Here is a 19944-nt window from a genome sequence, read left to right as displayed (position 1 = left end):
ATATACAAGATTTAAAGAACTGAGAATGTAAAAGCTTTCTTTCTCTTTATTTCAGCTATTTTAAAAGACCTGACACCAATGACATGTCATGTAACTTTCTGGTGATGAAAAAACTCCATTTTCACTCCACAATATGAGTAATTCATTGTAAACCAACATAATCAAAATGAATAAACACTGATATATAAAGGGTTTGTAACAGAAAGCACAGTTTCACTTTATTGAGGGCCTAGTGGGTGAATAACCCGTGGAGGTTCATCCTCTCGACCGCATCAAAAATACCAAGGGTTTTGACGACCTTGGTATTTTTTTGTGTTCATTTTTATATGTTCTACTGTCCACAAACTTTCCACTTACCTAAAGAAAGTCATCTTATTTATCAGCATATCCTTCTGTTTGTTTGGATATGGGAGTCCGTAAACATCAATTGTTGTTTTTGCAGAACCATTGGGTACTGGATAAATTCTAAATGTAGTGGGAAGGGATATATGGACAGAAGAAGTTATGAAATTTACTGACTGTGGTTTAACAATTTAAAATTTAGAAGAATTGAAATAGGGTGTGAATCAATAAACCTTAAAAGTCATGCTATCCCAGAAAAACTGGGATTTGTATTCGAAGGGACTTTGACAATCTGTAGATGGCACCAAGCTGACTGATACTTATAGAATTGTCTTACTCATCCTTTTAGAAAGTCTAGAACTTATTGTTGATCTTCATACGATCTTCATACGATCTTCATATCTTTAGCTCAGTCTGATGTTTTAGATTAAAAAGAGTATGATTCACCATTTTCAGGCACTAAAACATGAGAAGCAATTCCTTTTTCATTAATAAAGGATTTTAGTTCTTCTTTTGATAATCCCCAATGGTTTACTGCTTCCATGTGGCTTACAATAATTTTTGCTTTTGGAGCAGCCTTATACGTTTCATAGATATCTTCTTTACCCATGATGAGAGAACCACCTTCGTAGAATTGATTATCTCCGCCATTTACGACAATAATTTCTGGTTGATGTGTATTAATCTCTTCCTGAATGGCTTCATACCAAACTGTATCTCCGGTTACATATAACGTTTTCTCGCTTTGGTGTTTGAAGGCAACACCGCAAACAAGGCCTGCAAGTTTTAAAATTTCTCCTCTTCCGTGTTCGCCTTTTGTTTTAATCAATTGAATGCCTTCAAAGGCTGTATCTTTTGTTAAAACTTCGACATTATTGAATCCGGCATTTCGTATTTCTGTTGCATCTTCTTCGTTTTGGGAGAACAATTTGATATCTTTTGGCAACAACTCTTTAGCAGCCTCATCCCAATGGTCGTAATGTAAATGAGTAACAATAACAGCATCAATACCTTTAATAATATTATCAACAGATGTTGGCAGTTCAATCAAAGGGTTGTTTTGATCTTGTCTTGGCGCATTTGGGAAAGGAGGATAAACACCTTTCTCAGCTAACATAGGATCTATTAAAAACTTTTTGCCTGCATATTTGACAACAAGTGTGGCATTACGAATTTGTTGTATGTTCATGTGTAACACTCCTTTTTTTGATATGTGTATAGTTTACATACTGCCGCTGAATAAATACATGGAACAAATCAAGTCTTTCTGTCGATTGACTTGATTTTTGAAAGTATGTATTTTATTTTGTATGAACTGTTAGAAAATCAGAGAAACGAATTAAAAAATAATGACTTTTTTGAGGGGATTTTATAAGCACGATAAAATTAATGAAAGGAATAATTTATATGTTAGATCATACTGATATAAGAATTTTGGAAGAGCTATCAAAAAATAGCCGTATTTCAATGAAACAATTAGGAGAAAAAGTTCATTTGACAGGGCAAGCAACTGCTTCTAGAGTTGCCAAGTTAGAAGACAACGGTGTTATTGAGGGATATACAATTAGAGTTAACCAAAAAAAATTGGGATGTAACATACATGCCATGCTGAATATCTATACAAAAAGCACATATCATACTCCATATTTAAAATTTATAGAAACACAAGAGAAATATGTAGTCAATAATTATAAAATTAGCGGGGATGGCTGTTATCTTCTTGAATGCAGATTTCCGAATAATGAAATGCTAGATCAGTTTTTAACGGAATTAAACAAGCATGTAAATTATAAATTAACAATTTTGATTAACAAATAAAAGGTATCTTTAGGGTGTTTGCTATTCTAACGGACTTGGCACAAAGACATGGTTTAACTGTTGAGCAATAAAAAGCACTACTATACTTTACAATGAAGAAATTAAAATTCTTAATCAATATAGATGAAAAGTAAGGACATTGTTTCGACTCACCATTTTTTAACATAATTGATGTAGTGAACGTAGTATAGAAATGATGGCAAATAAATATAAGGAGTATAATGAAAACAAGCTTTCATATTCAATATTTACTACGTTTAGACCTCACGGGTGAATAACCCGTGGAGGTTCAAGTCTCTCGGCCACATTCCAATCATATCAAGCGTTTAACCACCTTGGTATGATTTTTTGTGCGGAAAATACGGCAACAAATACACCGAATTACTGTATCAACACGAAAAAAGTGCTGACCTCTGCACAATACAGTTGTGCGAGTCTGCACTTTCATTCTGTAAGATACGTTGCCAGTTATCATTGATGATGGGGAGTTTGTTTAATCCGTTTCTAGCTGCGGTGATACCTGGCTTTTAGAAGCTTTTTTTAAGTGGCTAAAACCGACAAATTTTTTGCTTTCTTCATCCCATAGGCGGAACTTTAACGACTTAAGGCTTGTTGCCAGTGTAATGGTCGGAACGTTTTGCAATGGTTCAGCGTTGTTATGCGCTTTTTCAAGCTTATAGTTTGGGACTCTCGGGCTTAGATGGTGAACATGATGGAAACCGATATTGCCTGTAAGCCATTGCATGACTTTTGGAAGCTTATAATAAGAGCTTCCTTCAACTGCTGCTTTTACATATTCCCAATGCTCATCTTCTTCAAAATAAGAATCCTCAAACGTATGCTGAATATAAAACATCCAAATGCCTAGAGATCCCGATATCAGAAAAATGGGCGTTTGAACCAGGAGGAAGTTTTGCCAGCCAATAGCCCAGCATAAAAGTGCTGCCAAAGCGGCGATCCCCAAGTTCGTTACATACGTATTCATCCGTTCTTTGCGTTTTGCCCCTTTCCGATTAAAACGATTGGTAATCCCGAAGACGTAAAGCGGCCCAATCACAAACATAACAAACGGGTTTCTGTACAAACGGTACATGATTTTTGTCTTTCTTGAGGCTTCCTTATATTCTTCAACGGTGAGTACCCAAATATCGCCTGTGCCGCGTTTGTCCAGGTTGCTGCTTGTCGCATGATGGACAGAATGGTCGTGTGCCCAATGATCAAAAGGATGCAGAGTCAGAATTCCTGTAATTGTTCCAAGAATTCGATTCGCCTTTCTGTTCTTAAAAAAGGAATAGTGGCAGCAATCATGAAAGATGATGAAGGTTCTCACTAAAAAACCTGCAGCAATGACAGAAAAAGCTAATGTAAGGAAATAAGAAATCGACAAACTTTTATATGCCAAACACCATAATAGAAAAAATGGTGCCAATGTGTTCATGATTTGAAAAATACTTTTCTGTAAATCAGACTTTTCATAAGGTGTAACCAGTTTTCTCAACGTCCTTAGGTTTTGTTCATTCATGTTTTAAAGGTTCTCCTTCCCGGATGATCTTCTGAGTAAAGTAAACGTTTATTGCCTTTGAAGTCCCGGCGCGATGCACCATATATGAAGGTATCTTTCCCAATTATTTATGAAATTATTGGCAATCATAAAATGATTTCCAGTTCAGTTACATCTTTATTGGCAGAGCCAGCCGGGATACAAAAGGGATATGAAGAATATACCCAGCTCTTTATCTGGCCAAACTCTTTCCCTGCTCCCTATGGGAATGGGTTTATTGAGCCTGTGAACATTGATTTGTTTGAGGAAATATTAGAGAAAATTTGGATTGATTTTGAAGTGTCATGTTATAAAAATCGATGCAGAATGATTTGCATTTTTTGCTTTTGTTTACCGCTTCTGCACTGGAATCCACACATGGAAAAAATAATAATGAATAAAACGAAAATATTAATTTGGAATGATTTCCGTTTCGTGTTATGATAAAGAAGAATTATTTTTGTTCGGTGTAAAGGATAGTATGAATATTGACTTTTCGTCTTGAGGATACTATGGGCAAGGATAGTATATATTGTGTGGTAACACACTAGGAGGCAACAATAATGGAACAAGGTACAGTAAAATGGTTTAATGCAGAAAAAGGTTTTGGCTTCATCGAACGTGAGAACGGAGACGATGTATTCGTACACTTCTCCGCTATCCAAAGCGAAGGATTCAAATCTCTTGACGAAGGTCAAAAAGTAACGTTTGACGTTGAGCAAGGTGCTCGTGGAGCTCAAGCTGCTAACGTTCAAAAAGCTTAATCTTTAATCGTTTAAAAAAACAGGCCCTTTCTATAAGGCCTGTTTTTTTATGTTCTCTGTATAATAAGCAATAAAATACCCTGCTCAATGTTCGAGCAGGGAGATGTTAAAAGGTAATAGAAAAAGATTTAAAGCTTCAAAGGTTTGGTTACAGTATAGCATAGCGGACTGACAATATGCGGCATGTATATACATTTATTACTTTCTTTTCGATATTTCTCTTAATTTAAGCCAAGGCTTCATAATCTCAAGTCCAGATAAACTCAGATCTTCACTCCGTTTAATTGTTTCTTTTTTATCTAAGATGTTAATTTTATTGTTGACCATATATTTAGATGATACCCACTCGTATATCTCTTTTATGAAAACTATTTGCTTATAGATTGAGGGGAAATGAATTGATTTTTTCTGAAATAATCACTAAGTTATACCTCAAACAATGAAAGCCCTGCCTCTCTTTCATCCTTACGGCTCCTTGTCCGTGCCAGTGTGAGTCAGATAAAAAAACAAGTGATTATTTCGATTTTCACTTCAAATGTTTGTAGAAAAAAAGTAAATAATAAAAAAGGGATAGATTGTAGAAATAACAAAAGAGAGTAAGTTGAAGAAGTTGAACGTTTAAAAAGATTTACTTTAATCATAAAATTCATGAAAAATCCAGGGGGTATGTGAAATGCATCTTAACAGAAACTTTTTATTTGGTTTTCAGTGATTCCTTTCATTAATTTCAGTTCACTAATCAAAAATTCATGAGCATGATCCAGCATTTTTTTTTCGCTTGTATTAAGTGCTTTTTCTTTCTTCATACGCATTAAATCACGTACAACTTCAGCGCCTTCTAGTATTTCACCCGTTTTTATTTTGTTCGTGTTTACTTGATACCTTTGTTTCCAGGGCAGTAACCTATCTGATTCTCCATGCTGAAAAATGTGTATAATGTGTTTTAATGCAAGTATATCAGTAACCGGTCGTATGCCTGAACTCAATATTTTACGCTTGGGAATCATCACTGTCATATTACTGATTGACATTTTTATGACATAATACTGTTGTTTTTCCTCTAAGAATTCTTTTTCTTCTATGGCTTCAATTATACCTGCTCCGTGCATTGGATAAACAATGTTATCGCCAATTTGAAACATATCATCCACCTCCAAATAAATGCTAACCTTCTTAATGTTACCATTTACTTAGTTTTTAAGCAAACATTTAATAATAACATGGACGTATTTTTAGTGTCAATATTTTTTTAGAAAAACAGATTAAGGACAATGGGGAACTTGTCGTCTTCCCTAATGGATCCGTGTATATTCCGAATCCTGATTAATTAAAATAAATCAGTTTTTATTTGAAAATGAGTGATTAAATGGGGTAGTTAGAGTACAAAATTACTTAATTTCGATGCTGTTAGATAAAGGTTGTAGTATAATAATTTGTAAAAAAAGGAGAAAGTTAATTTTATCCTCTCAACTAGAAAAGATGAGGTATACTGCATTGTGGTTAAGCTGATAAGCAACTATTTACATGGTGAGCACAGTCGATATTTGTTCAATCTTAATGATAAATAATGGTTGTGGCAGCTTTGATTTAACTGCATATTCTTCATTCAATCACATAAGATGATTATGGAAAAATTTTAAAAATAGATATACAATTTTGGCACACATAAAAAAGGAGTTATAACAATGTTGAAAAGGTTTTTTCTGGTGTTGTTTACGTTAATGATGTCAATAGTTGTCATGCTAGTGGCTGCTAAAAATTCACCTGGAGAGCATGTCATTTCATTTGATGAGCCTATTATTCTCATGATATCAATGGGGATTGTTGTATGTTTATTTATCCCTCCATTAGTCATGTCCTTTTTCGGCAATTTTATTGTAAGAATCATATCTGGAGTATACCAATGCTTTATCGTTTTCACTTTTATAGGGCTAATCCCAATTGGCTTTTTCATTCCCAGTGGCTTCTTGACAATTCTTGTTGCTATTGCCGGAACGTTAGTTAGTATAGCTAGTGTTGTAGGAACTTTATTCATTGGTAAAAATAAAGAGGCTAAACTATAATTTTGTACGTGAAAGAAGCGGCTAATGAAGGTGCTTCTTGTTTTTACAGTGACAGTTGGACACTTAATCTAGCAGAAATATGGGGAGGAAGCTACTTACTCTAATAGTTGAATAAATGACACCATAAACACCATGAAACCGATTTTTTTATGGTGTTTTTTGATGAATCATTTGCACTCGTGAACGAACCACCGGCCATCCATAAAGAAGTTATGCAGTGGCACATTCCCGCCTCACATGCATAGGGTAATATCATAAAACTAAAAAATGTGGGGATCGAAACATGTACTATATACCTGTTATTCAGCAATATCCTTATGCTGTGTATGCACCAAGGTGCTGTGACGGAAGATCGGTTTATTGGATGAATCCAAATAAAAGTAAGCATGTAAATGCAGGACAAAATCTTCACTTGACAGATTATGGGCCTAAACCATTTGTTATGAATATTAACAAAGCGACAAAACAAAACAATACGTTCCGTACCGCGCTATGGACAGGTGCGCACCTGCAAGTTACTGTCATGAGTCTAGATATTGGAGAAGATATCGGTTTGGAAATGCATTCTAACCTCGATCAATTTTTGCGGATTGAGCAAGGCCGCGGCATCGTTAAAATGGGCAAAAGCAAAGATCAGGTAAACTTTCAGCGAAATGTCTATGATGATTCAGCCATCGTCATACCCGCCGGCACATGGCACAATCTGATCAATACAGGCAATACGCCGCTAAAACTATACTCCATTTATGCCCCGCCTAACCATCCATTTGGCACGGTTCATGTGACCAAAGCAGATGCAGAAGCTGCGGAAAAGGAGCACAGTTCATACAAAATTTGAGCGGGTTAATGAGACTGTTTCAAATCCAACATTTATCTTTTTCGGTTTTAACGCAAACCATTTCCGGTGTTTGTTTATGTGGATCATTTTTGAGAGGGAATGAAACACGAATAAAAAACATACCAAAATAGCGGTATGTTTTTTATTCGTGTTTATTATGAATCAAAATCATTCCAATTATCTAAATAACGGTACAGTGTTGTTTTACTGATGCCTGTCTCTTTGGTAATTTGCTGAATGGTATACGTTTTGCTTTGGTACATCTCCATCGCGCGCCGGACATTATGGTCTGGTTTCCTCGGACGTCCTGTGTTTTTCCCCTTTAATTTGGCCTCTTGAATTCCAATCTTTGTGTTTTCACTAATCATGTCAAATTGAAATTCACTGACTCTTTCTAAAAAATCGAAGAATATGGAACCGTTTTTCTTTGTGGTGTCTACTTTGTCTAATATTGAAATAAAGTGGATTTGTTTCGTTTTGAAAAAATCAATGATATGAATTAGGTTTTTTGTAGAGTCCGCAATGCTGTATAACTTATAAATGATTACAGTATCTCCGGCATTTAAACTGTTGCATAATGACTCAAATTCTGGTCTGTTTTTTGCTGAATTCGTTTGTTCAATATATATTTTTTCACAGTTGAACCCTTTAAGTGCAGTTATCTGTTGTGTTACATCCCGATCTTGACTAAACGGACGTGCATATCCAAAAATCAAATCATCAACTCCTGATGAATGTTGTATATTTCATTATAACAAAATAAGGTGGATAGCGCAGAATTCGCAGTCAGTTCCAAAAAAGATCTATTTTGGAACAAAAAATTGTAGACATTTGAATTCTTGTTTGTTACATTCTAAATAGTTGCAAACGGCCCTGGCTTCTATGAGAGTTAGAAGTCAACAAAAAATAATCATAAAGAGGTGTACTGTATTTTATGTTAAAAAAATTAAATATGGAGTGGTTCTCAAATATAAGAGGGGACTTATTAGCCGGGATAGTCGTTGCTTTGGCATTAATACCTGAAGCCATTGGTTTTTCTATTATTGCAGGTGTTGACCCGATGGTGGGATTGTATGCCTCATTTTGTATTGCGGTGGTGATTTCTTTTGCGGGCGGAAGGCCTGGGATGATTTCTGCGGCTACAGGGGCTATGGCGTTGTTAATGGGAACGCTCGTGAAGGATTACGGATTACAGTATCTGTTTGCTGCTACGATCCTGACGGGTATCATCCAAATCATATTTGGGGTTCTGAAAGTGGCGCGATTAATGAAATTTGTACCTCGATCGGTTATGGTAGGTTTTGTTAATGCGCTGGCCATTTTAATTTTTATGGCGCAAGTTCCTCATTTTGTTGGAATATCCAGTCTGACATATGTGTTTGTCGGCATAACATTGGCCATTATTTATTTGTTCCCGTTTATGACAAAAGCTGTTCCAAGCCCATTAATCGCAATTGTATTTCTTACTGTCGTTTCTATTTGGGGGCACTTCAATGTTCAAACAGTTGGTGACTTAGGAACGATCAAACAAGCCTTGCCAAGCTTTTTGATTCCTGATGTTCCATTCAACTTTGAGACGTTGTCCATAATCTTCCCGACCTCTATTGCGCTTGCTGTCGTTGGCCTGCTTGAGTCGCTGCTGACGTCTTCCATTGTTGATGACATGACTGACACAGATAGTAATAAAAACCGGGAAAGCCGAGGGCAGGGGATTGCCAATATCGTTGCCGGATGTTTCGGCGGTATGGCAGGGTGTGCCATGATCGGTCAATCTGTTATTAACGTAAAATCTGGAGGGAGAGGGAGACTTTCAACCTTTACGGCTGGCATGTTCCTCATGTTTTTAATACTTGTTTTAGGTGAATGGGTTGTTCAAGTTCCTATGCCTGCATTGGTTGGCGTTATGATTATGGTTTCAATTGGAACATTCGATTGGTCTTCAATCCGGACGCTTAAAAAAGTTCCATTCACTGACTCGGTTGTCATGGTTGTCACAGTCATTACAGTAGTGGCAACAGATAACTTATCCATTGGGGTCATCGTAGGCGTCCTGTTAAGTGCTATTTTCTTCGCTTCTAAAATTTCACGAGTAAAGGTGGATTTGTCTTCTGTTTCTGAGACAGAGGCTGTTTATGACATTAAGGGCCAGGTGTTCTTTGCCTCTGTTCAAGATTTTGTGAATTCATTTTCATATGTCGATGTAAAAGAGCGTGTTGTGATGAACTTTTCAGAGGCGCATATTTGGGATGATTCTGGTGTCGCCGCAGTGGATAAGGTTGTCTTGAAATTCAAAGAGAATCATGCAGATGTTACATTAGTTGGCTTAAACGAGTCAAGCCGACATTTGATTGAAACGCTGGCTACCTATAATCATCCTAATGCACAGCCGTCAAGCCACTAAGGGGAAGGTGAAGGGGTATGTATCAAAATATTTTGTTGGCAGCTGATGGATCAGATCACTCCATTCGATCAGCAGAACATGCAATTCGTATAGCGAAACTGGTGCCTAATGCAAGAGTGGAAATCATTTTTGTTAAAGATTATGCAAAAGCGAAAACCGAAGTGCTTCATACCGCGAGTTCTGCAGAGTTAGAAATGGAAAGGCATAAAAAATTAGAGCCAATTTTAGAAAAATTTGAGCAAGCTGGCGTTCAGCATGATGTAATAATGAAACACGGAGAACCAGGACCGGCCATTGTTGCTTATGCAAATGAAAATCAATTTGATATGCTCATAGTAGGAAGCAGGGGCTTGAACACTTTACAGGAGATGGTGCTGGGCAGTGTAAGCCATAAAGTGGCTAAACGAGTGAATTGTCCTGTGCTGATTGTAAAGTGATGGATAAAACAAGCTGATTTTAAAAAAATCAGCTTGTTTTTTTTGTGTTTCATTTAGCTGAGTATAAGTGATAGCGGTTTTATTTACAGTGTGACACAGCGCTCCGTTTTACATACTTGACTTTATACCCCGGTAGGTATTGTATATTGTTGATGCATAAATAAGAAGATAGTAAAGGTGGTGCGGATCAATTTTTTACTTGGTTGTCGCATTTCTGCTTATTTTCATATTGATCTATGCCATGTATAGACGTTATTATCCTGTGAGAGGTATTTTGTGTATTAATAAAGATGAATTGGAAGTGCTAGACATGACCATATTAGATATTCGTCATTATAACGATGCAGCCAATTTTTCAGATGATTTTATTTTAAACATTCCATATGCGTATCTAAAACGTTTTTATTTAGAGATTCCGCGTGATAAAATACACATAATAGCTCGTGATAGGGTAGAATTACATTTAGGAGTGCGTTTTTTAAAGCGCAAAGGCATTTATGTGAACAGTTATGAATTGGCAACTTGTAAATGCAGAAATTCATGAAAGAAAGGATTTCAACGACATGGAGTATGATCAAAAGGTTAAAAATCGCTTACGCAGGATAGAAGGGCAAATTAAAGGTGTATTGACGATGATGGAGCAAGGGAAAGACTGCAGAGAAGTTGTGACTCAATTGGCAGCCTCACGTAATGCGATTGATAGAGCATTAGGTGTTATTGTTGGCACAAATCTTGAGCATTGTATTCGTGAAAGCTTGGATCAGGGCGAAGACACATCCAACTTAGTAAAAGAAGCGGTCGACTTACTGGTAAAGAGCCGATAAAAAATTCATCAACCTATCCTTTTTAAGGTTGACGGATTTTTATATGCGTTATAATATACCCCTATAGGTATTTGAATGATAGCATTCGCCATCAAAAAATTTTAAGTTTCTATATACCCATGGGGGTAATCTGAGGTTAGGAGGATAAACATGACAGAACAAACAAAACGCACAACGATTGTATTATTCAGCGGGGATTATGATAAAGCGATGGCTGCTTACATTATTGCAAATGGTGCAGCCGCCTATGATCATGAAGTGACCATCTTCCATACGTTTTGGGGATTAAACGCTTTACGTAAAGAAGAGCTGGTTCCTGTGAAAAAAGGATTTCTTGAAAACATGTTTGGAAAGATGATGCCTCGAGGCGCTGATAAGATGGGCTTATCTAAAATGAACTTTGCAGGTATGGGTCCTAAAATGATCAAAAATGTGATGAAAAAGCATAATGCATTAACATTGCCTCAGCTAATTGAGATGGCTCAAGAACAAGGTGTAAAGCTCGTAGCTTGTACGATGACAATGGATCTGCTCGGTTTGCAGGAACAAGAACTATTAGATGATATCGACTATGCTGGCGTAGCAGCTTATTTAGCTGATGCTGAAGAAGGCACTGTGAACTTATTTATTTAATTGAAGAGGGGTGAATCGAATCCGATGGATAGCAGTGTCATGATCTATACCATACTCTTTTTGTTGTTTCTATGGATAGTGATTCGGAATGTTTCACCAGTAAAAGGTGTGAAACAAATAACAACGACAGTTTTAAAATCAGAGCTGAAAAGTAAAGGGAAACAGTTTATAGATGTTAGAACACCTTTTGAGTTTCGTACGAAGCATATAGAAGGTTTTAAGAATATTCCCTTGTCAATACTGCCTCAACAAACAAATCAACTTTCGAATGACAGGGAGATTTTCGTTATTTGCCAAAGCGGTATGAGAAGTATGAAGGCGAGTAAGATATTGAAAAAACAAGGATTTAAAAGTGTTACAAATGTAAAAGGCGGCATGAATGCATGGCATGAATATCGGTGAAAGGAAGAAGATCTCTTTTTTTGACGGATCATATACCCCTACCCCTATTAGATAAAAGGAGGAAATAACATGATACAAGCAAATGTTGTATTAGATGCTAAAGGTTTAGCATGTCCGATGCCTATCGTCAAAACGAAGAAGAAAATGAAGGATTTAAAAGCTGGTGAAGTATTAGAAATTCAAGCAACAGACAAAGGCTTTACGGCAGATTTGCAAGCATGGGCCAAAAGCACAGGTCATCAATATCTAGGTACTGAAACAGAGGGAGATTTATTTCGCCATTTTCTTCGTAGAGGAGGCGAGCCTGCATCAGAAAACGCATCGTCCATTCCGGACATTTCATTAGAAACTTTCAAACAGAAAGTAGAAAGTGAAGAGCCGCTTCACATTTTAGATGTCCGCGAGGCAGAGGAGTATGAAGAAGCTCATATCCCCGGTGTAGTGCATATCCCTCTTGGTGAAGTGGAAGCACGCTCTAGCGAGTTAAATAAAAATGATGAAATTCACATCATATGCCATTCGGGAAGAAGGAGCGAAATGGCAGCCCAAACAATGAAAAAACAAGGTTTTAAAAAGGTAATCAACGTCGTCCCCGGTATGCGTGATTGGACAGGTAAAACAGAAAAGGGAGGGAGGTAAACATGACCGTACAGGCACTTACCGCAAAAGAAGTGACACAAAAAATCTTTAACAAAGAACCTTTATTTATTCTGGATGTTCGTAATGAAAATGATTTTAGCGATTGGAAGATTGAAGGTCACGATGTTGACCATTTGAATGTTCCGTATTTCGATCTTTTAGATGGTGTAGAAGATATTTTAGATACCATTCCTTCAGATAAAGAAGTGCTAGTCGTATGCGCAAAAGAAGGTTCATCCGTCATGGTATCCGACATGCTTTCCGAAGCCGGTCTTTCAGTATCGTATCTTAAAGGCGGAATGAAAGCGTGGAGCGAGCATCTAGAACCGGTAAAAGTCGGGGATTTAAAAGATGGCGGTGAAATGTATCAGTTTGTTCGAATCGGAAAAGGCTGCCTGTCATACATGGTCATTTCCAATGGCGAAGCAGCGATGATTGATGCGACACGTATGGCAGATATTTTTATAGACTTTGCGAAAGAGAAGGGTGCGGCGATTACACACGTATTTGATACACACCTTCACGCAGACCATATTTCAGGCGGCAGAGCAATTGCCGAAAAAACAAAAGCAACCTACTGGTTACCGCCGAAGGATGCTGAAGAAGTGGTATTCGATTATCAGCCGTTGGAAGAAGGAAATGATATTATCATTGGAAATACAAAGATTAAAATTCAACCGATTTTTTCTCCGGGGCATACCATTGGCTCCACTTCTTTCATTGTCGATGATCAGTATCTTCTCTCAGGTGATATCTTATTTATCGATTCAATTGGCAGACCAGACTTAGCCGGTAGGGCAGAAGATTGGGTAGGAGATTTAAGAAAAACTCTTTATAGCCGTTACAAAGCGCTACCAAAGGATTTAATCGTATTACCGGCACACTTTATGATCATTGATGAGCTAAATGAGGATGGCAGTGTGGCTAAAAAACTAAGTACATTATTTGCCGAGAACCATGGGTTGAACATTGCGGATGAAACAGAATTTAGACACCTGGTAACAGATCATTTGCCTCCGCAACCAAATGCATACCAAGAAATTCGTGAAACAAACATGGGGAAAATCAGCCCGGATGAAGAAAAACAGCGTGAGATGGAGATCGGTCCAAACCGCTGTGCAATTCGGTAACACAAGTTTTTATTAAAAAGGGAGAGATGAACATGAAATCAGATAAAGTATTAGATGCAAAAGGACTGGCATGCCCTATGCCGATTGTGAGAACGAAGAAAGCGATGAATGAACTGGAATCAGGTCAAATATTAGAAGTGCATGCAACAGATAAGGGTGCTAAAAGTGATCTTGCGGCTTGGTCTAAATCAGGCGGGCATGACCTTTTAGAGCAAACTGAAGAAGGCGATGTACTGAAATTCTGGATTAAAAAAGGCTAATGGATGTGAAAGGGTATCGAATATAAAGATACCCTTTTCCTTTGAAAAGGAGGAAACCAAAATGGATATGGCCTTTATGATCACTCTTTTCATGATAGGGTTTATTGGTGCTTTTATTTCCGGAATGGTCGGTATTGGGGGATCTGTTATTCATTATCCAATGCTATTGTACATTCCTGCTTTAGTGGGAGTGACGTCATTAACAGCCCATGAAGTTTCAGGGATAGGAACGATTCAAGTTTTCTTCGCGACACTTAGCGGTGTATGGGCTTATCGTAAGAGTGGTTTTTTGAATAAGCCATTAATCATTTATATGGGGAGCAGTATCCTTATAGGTAGTGTACTGGGGAGTTACTTTTCGCATCTTATATCTGAAAAAGGAATGAACTTCATATACGGAATATTGGCTATTATAGCTGTGATATTAATGTTTATGCCTAAAAAAGGACATGAACATAGAAAAGGCGAAGAAGTCATAATTCATAAATGGTTAGCTTCATTCTTAGCCTTTATTATTGGCGGAGTATCAGGTATTTTAGGAGCTGGCGGCGCTTTTATCCTCGTTCCCATTATGTTATTGATTTTAAAGATTCCGGTGAGAATCACCGTCGCTTCATCTCTTGCGATTACATTTCTATCATCTATTGGCGCGACAGTTGGAAAGGTAATCACAGGCCAGGTTCTTTTTATGCCAGCTCTGGTTTTGATGATCGCTAGTGTAATTGCTTCTCCTATTGGCGCAAAAGTTGGACAAAAGGTAAATACAACATTTCTGCAATGGATTTTAGCGCTATTCATTTCAGCGACAGCCATTAAAATCTGGTTAGGGTTCCTTTGATATAAACGCTTCAAGTGCTGGATGACATTCTTTTTGATAATGGTGGTTTGGGCAAGCTTTGATGATAATGCTTTGAAGAGCATTTGATTTAGTGGTTTCCAGCTTTTTTGCATGTAGGACAGCCGTTCAGAAAATAAAAAGGTCCATACCTTCACGATTACATTTCATAAGTCAATAAAAATGAGCTGGTTGTTATGACTGCAAGGATGGCTTCCAACGCTTGATATCAAAAGCGTTTGGACCTGATCAATATTAGCCAGGCAGGGCATAGTGGGGCAATAGCCTGTCGAGAATACGATCCCCCCGGGGCACATCAATCATACCAAGGGGTATAACGCCCTTGGTATTTTAACGGTTTTTATTCCACCTTACAACATTCGTTTTAAACTCTTAGGAAGGAAAGTTTAAGAATTCGTTGCCGATTGCTTTTTCAGTTTCATAAGACTGCTAATTGATGATGATGCTATAAAAGCTCCGGCAAAACTAATGTACTGAGGATAATCAAATTTTGCTTCCGGCAAAAGAATACCAGTCATAAATAAAGTAATGCCAATTAAAATTCCAGTAACTCTTATTTTCATGATGTAATGCCTCCTATAAGCAGGTAGGAAGAATTATACATTATGATGTTGGTTCATGCATCTCAAAAGGGGAGAGAGAAGAAATGATGGAAGCCGTTTGCGAAAGTTCAACCGGAGTTTAACACTTCAAGGTTGACTATGGAGTCAGAGTTTGAGGAAGTAGCTAGAAGAAAAACAAGCATTATATTACATGCTTCAGGCTGTCGAGAAAATCTCGACAGCCTTTATTTTTCCTTAAAATATCCATTCTTCTGTAATAAAATAAAAGAAAGACTAAAAAGGACGGTGTCTTTCTCATGTTCCACACAAGAAATTCTTCTCAAAACGCAGCTGAATTTGTTCTGCTTGACCAACTCGTCGAAGAGGATCACCTGCTTCGAAAAATTGATAAACACATTGACTTCTCTTTTATCATTGAAAAGGTTAAGCCTTACTACAGCGAAAACAAAGGCCGCCCCTCACTCGATCCGCTGATTTTATTCAAAATGATGTTTATCGGCTACCTCTACGGTATCCGTTCAGAAAGACAGCTTGAAAAAGAAATTTATTACAATATGGCGTACAGATGGTTTTTGGGCCTGAATATCAATGACCCAGTTCCGCACCACTCCACCATCAGCTGGAACAGACGCACACGCTTTAAAGATACAACGATTTTCCAAGACATTTTTGATGAGGTCGTTCTTCAGGCCATCAATCATGATATGGTGGGCGGACGTGTCCTTTTCACTGATTCAACTCATCTGAAAGCCAATGCCAACAAGCACAAATACACAAGAAAAACGATTGAACAGGATACACAAAACTATATCAAAGATTTAAATGAAGCCATTCAAGAAGATCGAGAGGAGCACGGAAAAAAGCCATTACCGGCCAAAGAGGAGGTGAAAGCTGAAAAAGAGATCCGCCACAGTACCACTGATCCGGAAAGTGGTTATATGTATCGCGAAAACAAACCGGAGGGTTTCTTTTACTTAGATCACCGAACAACGGATATGAAACATAACATTATCACCGACGCCTATGTTACGCCTGGAAATGTCCATGATTCTGTGCCTTATCTTGACCGATTAGATCACCAAATTGCACGATTTGATTTTGAAGTAGAAGCCGTCGCTCTTGATTCTGGTTATTTGACGACTCCGATCTGTAAAGGATTAGCTGACCGCCATATTTTTGGCGTTATTGCGCATAGACGATATCACCCTACTAGAGGCTTGTTTCCAAAATGGAAGTTTCATTATGACAGTGAAAAAGACAGATACATTTGCCCGAACCAGCAAACACTTACATACTCAACAACTGACCGAAAAGGCTACCGGTCATATAAATCAAATCCTGAAACCTGTTCCGCGTGCCCATTGCTTGAACAATGCACAAGATCAAAGCACCGCCAAAAGGTCATCACCCGGCATGTATGGGAGGACCACAAAGAAAAGGTCAGACAAAATCGCTTATCTGTTTCAGGAAAAACCCTCTATAAAAAAAGAAAAGAAAAAATAGAGCGAAGCTTTGCAGATTCAAAACAGCTGCATGGGCTTCGCTATTGCAGGTTGAGGGGAAAACGGAATGTGAGTGAACAAGTTCTCCTCACAGCCGCATGCCAGAACATGAAGAAGATTGCCACATACCTAGCTAAGCAGGGCTAGGTATGTGGGAGCTCTTTTTCAGTTTTTGAAATCCGCTGAACAACTAAAGAAACAGCAGAAAACAAAAAAGGCTTGTAGAAAAAACGTCGTTTTCTCTACAAGCTGAAGCATTATATTACATGCTTGTTTTTCTTAAGACATCATTCACTTATTTCTGAGATATAAGCTTTTGATTCAGATTGTACGCCACTAAACATACGGCGCTATAAAATAATAATGCAACACCTTAATAATACAATCCAGTGAAAAGTCTCTGATAATTCTAGGGTAAGGCTCATCACATTTAGAATGTTTCCAACGGTAAGGATAGCTAATAGAACCGGTAGATTTTTCAGCAAGTGATCACACTCCAAACTTTGTTCCATATGAATATATCATTCTTTTTCGATTGCTGTTTAATGAATAACCATCATGTCAATAAGCCGTTTGATTTTTTTATTGTCGCCTGTCTTTACGTACACTGTTTTTTTATTGTTCATGATATTCTCAGTCACTTCCCGCATAACCCCTTGATCTAAATCATCAGCGGAATCCCAGCGTAAAGGGACATTGTATACATGAATCGTGCCATCCCCGTTACCATGATAAGTGACTGATCCATCGACTAATCGAGAACCTGCCAACTGGATCACATCTTCTGGATAGCTGGCACTTGTCTCATCATTAGGATTGATCGGTTCACCGGCTGAAATGTGCCGAACATTTAATTCATCTATCTCTTGATTAGGCCCAAGCTGCAGCCAAACACGGGCATATTCGATTTTTTCAGAAGAATACGCTGCCAATCCAGTGTCTTCATTATCTTTCTCCTCATTTTTTGCTTTTTCTGAAGAGGTGTCATCTGATTCACCTGTTGTGGATTCTTCTGATCCCGTTGTTGGCTCTGATTCATCTTTGCTTATTTTGTTGCTGTCTTCGTTATCATGATGATTTTCGTCAGTTTGTGCAGCAGTTTCATCATTTGAAGTTTGTTTTGATTCTACATTCTTACTGCCCGCACATCCAGCAAGCAATAAGGCGAGCAGCAGCAGAGCGGCATTGCAGTAAAATATCTTTCCGAGTTTCCTCATTCTTTCATTCCTCTCCATCATTGATAAATACATATCGGGAAATAATGAAATCCATTTTTGATCAGCGATCAAGACAATATTGTGCTAATGAGCACGGCGGAAGCAGACTGCTTGATTGACAAATCCTTTTCATAAAAGCAAGTTTTCTGCCAAAAAATGATATTATGTTATATTTAAATATAACATAATATATGAAATGAGGAATGGCATGAATACAAACGAGAAACATAAGAAATTCAAGGCGAAAATCATCCTGCAAGTCATCATGGTCATAATCGGAGGAATCATAGCGGCATATGGACTGGAAACGGTGCTCATTCCAAACAGCGTATCTGATGGAGGGGTGACAGGCCTCAGCATTGTTGGGTCACAGCTGTTCAATATACCGCTGGGGATTCTGATTGCTGCGATCAACATTCCGTTTGTCTGGTTAGGATATAAGCAAATTGGGAAACGCTTTGCATTATTATCAATTATCGGAATCGCATCACTTGCTGCGGGTACAAGTTTTATGCACCACACTCCAGCCATCATCGAAGGGGATACTTTGTTGATAACCGTTGTCGGCGGGATTATCCTTGGGTTTGGAATGGGGCTGGCGCTGCGTAATGGCGGCGCATTAGATGGAATTGATATGCTTGCAGTACTGCTGTCCCGAAAACTGCCATTTGGAACGAGCGATCTCATTCTATTCTTAAACCTTTTTGTGTTTATTTTTGTTTCCACCGTATTTGGCTTGCAAGGAGCATTGCTTTCAGTCATTGCTTACTACATTGCATCCAAAGTCATTCATGTCGTGGAGGAAGGCTTAAGCGGTTCTAAAATGTTTCAAATTATTACAACCCAACCTGAACTGATGGTAGAGACTATACGTGATCAATTAGGCCGAAGCGCTACATATAAAGAAGCTTACGGGGGTTTTTCCCATGAGAAATTCAAAGAAATCACATGTGTCATCAACCGGTTAGAAGAAACCAAGCTGAAAGAAATCATTAATGACATTGATAAAAACGCTTTTGTTACCGTATATGACGTAGCAGAAGTGAAGGGCAGCAATTTTAGAAGGGTCAATCATCATTAGAAAAAAGAGTGACGAATAGCTGAGCAGCCATCATATGGTTTGACGAGCCTTATGAAGCTGTTTGCTCATGATTTGTTGAAATCCTGTTTTCTTCAAGCAGGATTTTTTCTTGTTTAGGTAAATATAATCAATTGATTATATAAGTGAAAGCTTATATAATGATGTTGTGAAAAACGTAATGTTTATTTTTTTGCAGGGACAGTGCCTCTTTTTGATTGGGGGTATGATCACTGGGCCAATATATCATGATTCCATTATATATTGGGTTAAAGGAGGAGTTCATTTGATTGCTGATACAAAAATAGGAGTGGCAGCGATGACCGGCTGTTTAAAAATACTTAGTGATCAAACAAGGCTTATGATGATGAAATTATTTTTTGAAAAAGAATATTGTGTCTGTCAATTGGTTGATATGTTCGATATGAGTCAGCCAGCCATCAGCCAGCATTTGCGAAAATTAAAGAACGCGGGATTTGTGAACGAGGACAGAAGAGGGCAATGGCATTATTATTCAATCAATGAATCATGTCCGGAATTTGATACATTGCAATTGATCTTGCATCAAATCGATCAGGAGGACGAATTGTTACTGCTGATGAAAAAAAGGGAAACTCAGTCATCTTGCAAGTAAGGA

General features: G+C 37.8%; 23 protein-coding genes and 1 pseudogene. 18 read left to right on the top strand and 6 right to left on the bottom strand.

Annotated features, from left to right (window positions below; genetic code table 11):
• Window positions 1–769: 769 nt before the first annotated feature.
• Complete coding sequence (locus tag BV11031_RS15645) at window positions 770–1531, bottom strand: MBL fold metallo-hydrolase (protein WP_010331199.1); 762 nt, start codon at window positions 1529–1531, stop codon at window positions 770–772.
• A gap of 218 nt (window positions 1532–1749) precedes the next feature.
• On the opposite strand from BV11031_RS15645, the gene BV11031_RS15640 reads away from it, so the two are divergent.
• Window positions 1750–2160 carry an Lrp/AsnC family transcriptional regulator gene (locus tag BV11031_RS15640; RefSeq protein ID WP_010331198.1) on the top strand — a complete coding sequence of 137 codons (411 nt, stop codon included), beginning with the start codon at window positions 1750–1752 and terminating at the stop codon, window positions 2158–2160.
• Between the two features lie 493 nt (window positions 2161–2653).
• On the opposite strand, the gene desA is transcribed toward BV11031_RS15640, so the two are convergent.
• On the bottom strand, window positions 2654–3682 hold the full coding sequence (gene desA, locus BV11031_RS15635; RefSeq protein WP_010331197.1) for a Delta(5) desaturase DesA: 1029 nt from the start codon (window positions 3680–3682) through the stop codon (window positions 2654–2656).
• A gap of 84 nt (window positions 3683–3766) precedes the next feature.
• Between desA and BV11031_RS15630 the strand changes: the two genes are divergently transcribed.
• A complete protein-coding gene (locus tag BV11031_RS15630) occupies window positions 3767–4144 on the top strand; it encodes a hypothetical protein (protein ID WP_010331196.1) in 378 nt (125 codons plus the stop codon).
• A 119-nt stretch (window positions 4145–4263) separates the two neighbouring features.
• Window positions 4264–4464 carry a cold shock protein CspC gene (cspC, locus tag BV11031_RS15625; RefSeq protein WP_010331195.1) on the top strand — a complete coding sequence of 67 codons (201 nt, stop codon included), beginning with the start codon at window positions 4264–4266 and terminating at the stop codon, window positions 4462–4464.
• A 680-nt stretch (window positions 4465–5144) separates the two neighbouring features.
• Here the strand turns inward: cspC and BV11031_RS15620 are convergent.
• Window positions 5145–5606, bottom strand: a complete 462-nt coding sequence (locus BV11031_RS15620) for a CarD family transcriptional regulator (protein WP_026014577.1) — start codon at window positions 5604–5606, stop codon at window positions 5145–5147.
• Window positions 5607–6149: 543 nt separating this feature from the next.
• On the opposite strand from BV11031_RS15620, the gene BV11031_RS15615 reads away from it, so the two are divergent.
• Both BV11031_RS15615 and BV11031_RS15610 read left to right on the top strand, forming a co-directional pair.
• Window positions 6150–6527: a hypothetical protein gene (locus BV11031_RS15615; protein WP_010331193.1), complete on the top strand. Its 378-nt coding sequence runs from the start codon at window positions 6150–6152 to the stop codon at window positions 6525–6527.
• Window positions 6528–6810: 283 nt separating this feature from the next.
• Window positions 6811–7365: a cupin domain-containing protein gene (locus BV11031_RS15610; protein WP_026014576.1), complete on the top strand. Its 555-nt coding sequence runs from the start codon at window positions 6811–6813 to the stop codon at window positions 7363–7365.
• Between the two features lie 155 nt (window positions 7366–7520).
• Here BV11031_RS15610 and BV11031_RS15605 read toward each other — a convergent pair whose 3' ends face one another.
• Complete coding sequence (locus BV11031_RS15605) at window positions 7521–8081, bottom strand: recombinase family protein (RefSeq protein WP_010331191.1); 561 nt, start codon at window positions 8079–8081, stop codon at window positions 7521–7523.
• A 218-nt stretch (window positions 8082–8299) separates the two neighbouring features.
• Between BV11031_RS15605 and BV11031_RS15600 the strand changes: the two genes are divergently transcribed.
• The 10 genes and pseudogenes from BV11031_RS15600 to BV11031_RS15555 all read left to right on the top strand — a co-directional run bounded on the left by BV11031_RS15600 (window position 8300) and on the right by BV11031_RS15555 (window position 14929).
• Complete coding sequence (locus BV11031_RS15600; protein ID WP_010331190.1) at window positions 8300–9766, top strand: SulP family inorganic anion transporter; 1467 nt, start codon at window positions 8300–8302, stop codon at window positions 9764–9766.
• A 17-nt stretch (window positions 9767–9783) separates the two neighbouring features.
• Window positions 9784–10203: a universal stress protein gene (locus BV11031_RS15595; RefSeq protein ID WP_010331189.1), complete on the top strand. Its 420-nt coding sequence runs from the start codon at window positions 9784–9786 to the stop codon at window positions 10201–10203.
• A 226-nt stretch (window positions 10204–10429) separates the two neighbouring features.
• Complete coding sequence (locus BV11031_RS15590) at window positions 10430–10747, top strand: sulfurtransferase (protein WP_082022783.1); 318 nt, start codon at window positions 10430–10432, stop codon at window positions 10745–10747.
• A gap of 19 nt (window positions 10748–10766) precedes the next feature.
• Window positions 10767–11027: a metal-sensitive transcriptional regulator gene (locus BV11031_RS15585; RefSeq protein ID WP_010331187.1), complete on the top strand. Its 261-nt coding sequence runs from the start codon at window positions 10767–10769 to the stop codon at window positions 11025–11027.
• A gap of 150 nt (window positions 11028–11177) precedes the next feature.
• Complete coding sequence (locus tag BV11031_RS15580; RefSeq protein WP_010331186.1) at window positions 11178–11660, top strand: DsrE/DsrF/DrsH-like family protein; 483 nt, start codon at window positions 11178–11180, stop codon at window positions 11658–11660.
• A gap of 24 nt (window positions 11661–11684) precedes the next feature.
• On the top strand, window positions 11685–12062 hold the full coding sequence (locus BV11031_RS15575; RefSeq protein ID WP_010331185.1) for a rhodanese-like domain-containing protein: 378 nt from the start codon (window positions 11685–11687) through the stop codon (window positions 12060–12062).
• 69 nt (window positions 12063–12131) lie between these two features.
• Window positions 12132–12701, top strand: a complete 570-nt coding sequence (locus BV11031_RS15570; protein ID WP_010331184.1) for a sulfurtransferase TusA family protein — start codon at window positions 12132–12134, stop codon at window positions 12699–12701.
• A pseudogene (locus BV11031_RS15565) lies at window positions 12667–13831 on the top strand (MBL fold metallo-hydrolase). The gene BV11031_RS15570 and the pseudogene BV11031_RS15565 overlap by 35 nt, the downstream one beginning before the upstream one ends.
• Window positions 13832–13863: 32 nt before the next feature.
• A complete protein-coding gene (locus tag BV11031_RS15560; protein WP_010331182.1) occupies window positions 13864–14091 on the top strand; it encodes a sulfurtransferase TusA family protein in 228 nt (75 codons plus the stop codon).
• A gap of 61 nt (window positions 14092–14152) precedes the next feature.
• Complete coding sequence (locus tag BV11031_RS15555) at window positions 14153–14929, top strand: sulfite exporter TauE/SafE family protein (protein ID WP_026014575.1); 777 nt, start codon at window positions 14153–14155, stop codon at window positions 14927–14929.
• A gap of 404 nt (window positions 14930–15333) precedes the next feature.
• Here the strand turns inward: BV11031_RS15555 and BV11031_RS22670 are convergent, their stop codons facing one another.
• Window positions 15334–15510 (bottom strand): hypothetical protein, encoded by a 177-nt coding sequence (locus tag BV11031_RS22670; RefSeq protein ID WP_010331180.1) that lies wholly within the window; start codon window positions 15508–15510, stop codon window positions 15334–15336.
• Window positions 15511–15806: 296 nt separating this feature from the next.
• Between BV11031_RS22670 and BV11031_RS15550 the strand changes: the two genes are divergently transcribed.
• Window positions 15807–17159: an IS1182 family transposase gene (locus BV11031_RS15550; RefSeq protein WP_010331179.1), complete on the top strand. Its 1353-nt coding sequence runs from the start codon at window positions 15807–15809 to the stop codon at window positions 17157–17159.
• A 395-nt stretch (window positions 17160–17554) separates the two neighbouring features.
• Here BV11031_RS15550 and BV11031_RS15540 read toward each other — a convergent pair whose 3' ends face one another.
• Window positions 17555–18229, bottom strand: coding sequence for a hypothetical protein (locus BV11031_RS15540; protein WP_010331178.1), 675 nt, complete (start codon window positions 18227–18229; stop codon window positions 17555–17557).
• Between the two features lie 208 nt (window positions 18230–18437).
• Between BV11031_RS15540 and BV11031_RS15535 the strand changes: the two genes are divergently transcribed.
• Both BV11031_RS15535 and BV11031_RS15530 read left to right on the top strand, forming a co-directional pair.
• On the top strand, window positions 18438–19310 hold the full coding sequence (locus BV11031_RS15535; RefSeq protein WP_010331177.1) for a YitT family protein: 873 nt from the start codon (window positions 18438–18440) through the stop codon (window positions 19308–19310).
• 316 nt (window positions 19311–19626) lie between these two features.
• On the top strand, window positions 19627–19941 hold the full coding sequence (locus tag BV11031_RS15530; RefSeq protein WP_041952623.1) for a metal-responsive transcriptional regulator AseR: 315 nt from the start codon (window positions 19627–19629) through the stop codon (window positions 19939–19941).
• Window positions 19942–19944: the final 3 nt, after the last annotated feature.

The sequence above is a fragment of the Bacillus vallismortis genome (assembly GCF_004116955.1).
In the GTDB taxonomy this organism is placed as follows: Bacteria; Bacillota; Bacilli; order Bacillales; family Bacillaceae; genus Bacillus; species Bacillus vallismortis.
The sequence above is the reverse complement of the archived record's forward strand: the minus strand, read 5'-3'. Positions and strand labels throughout refer to the sequence as shown.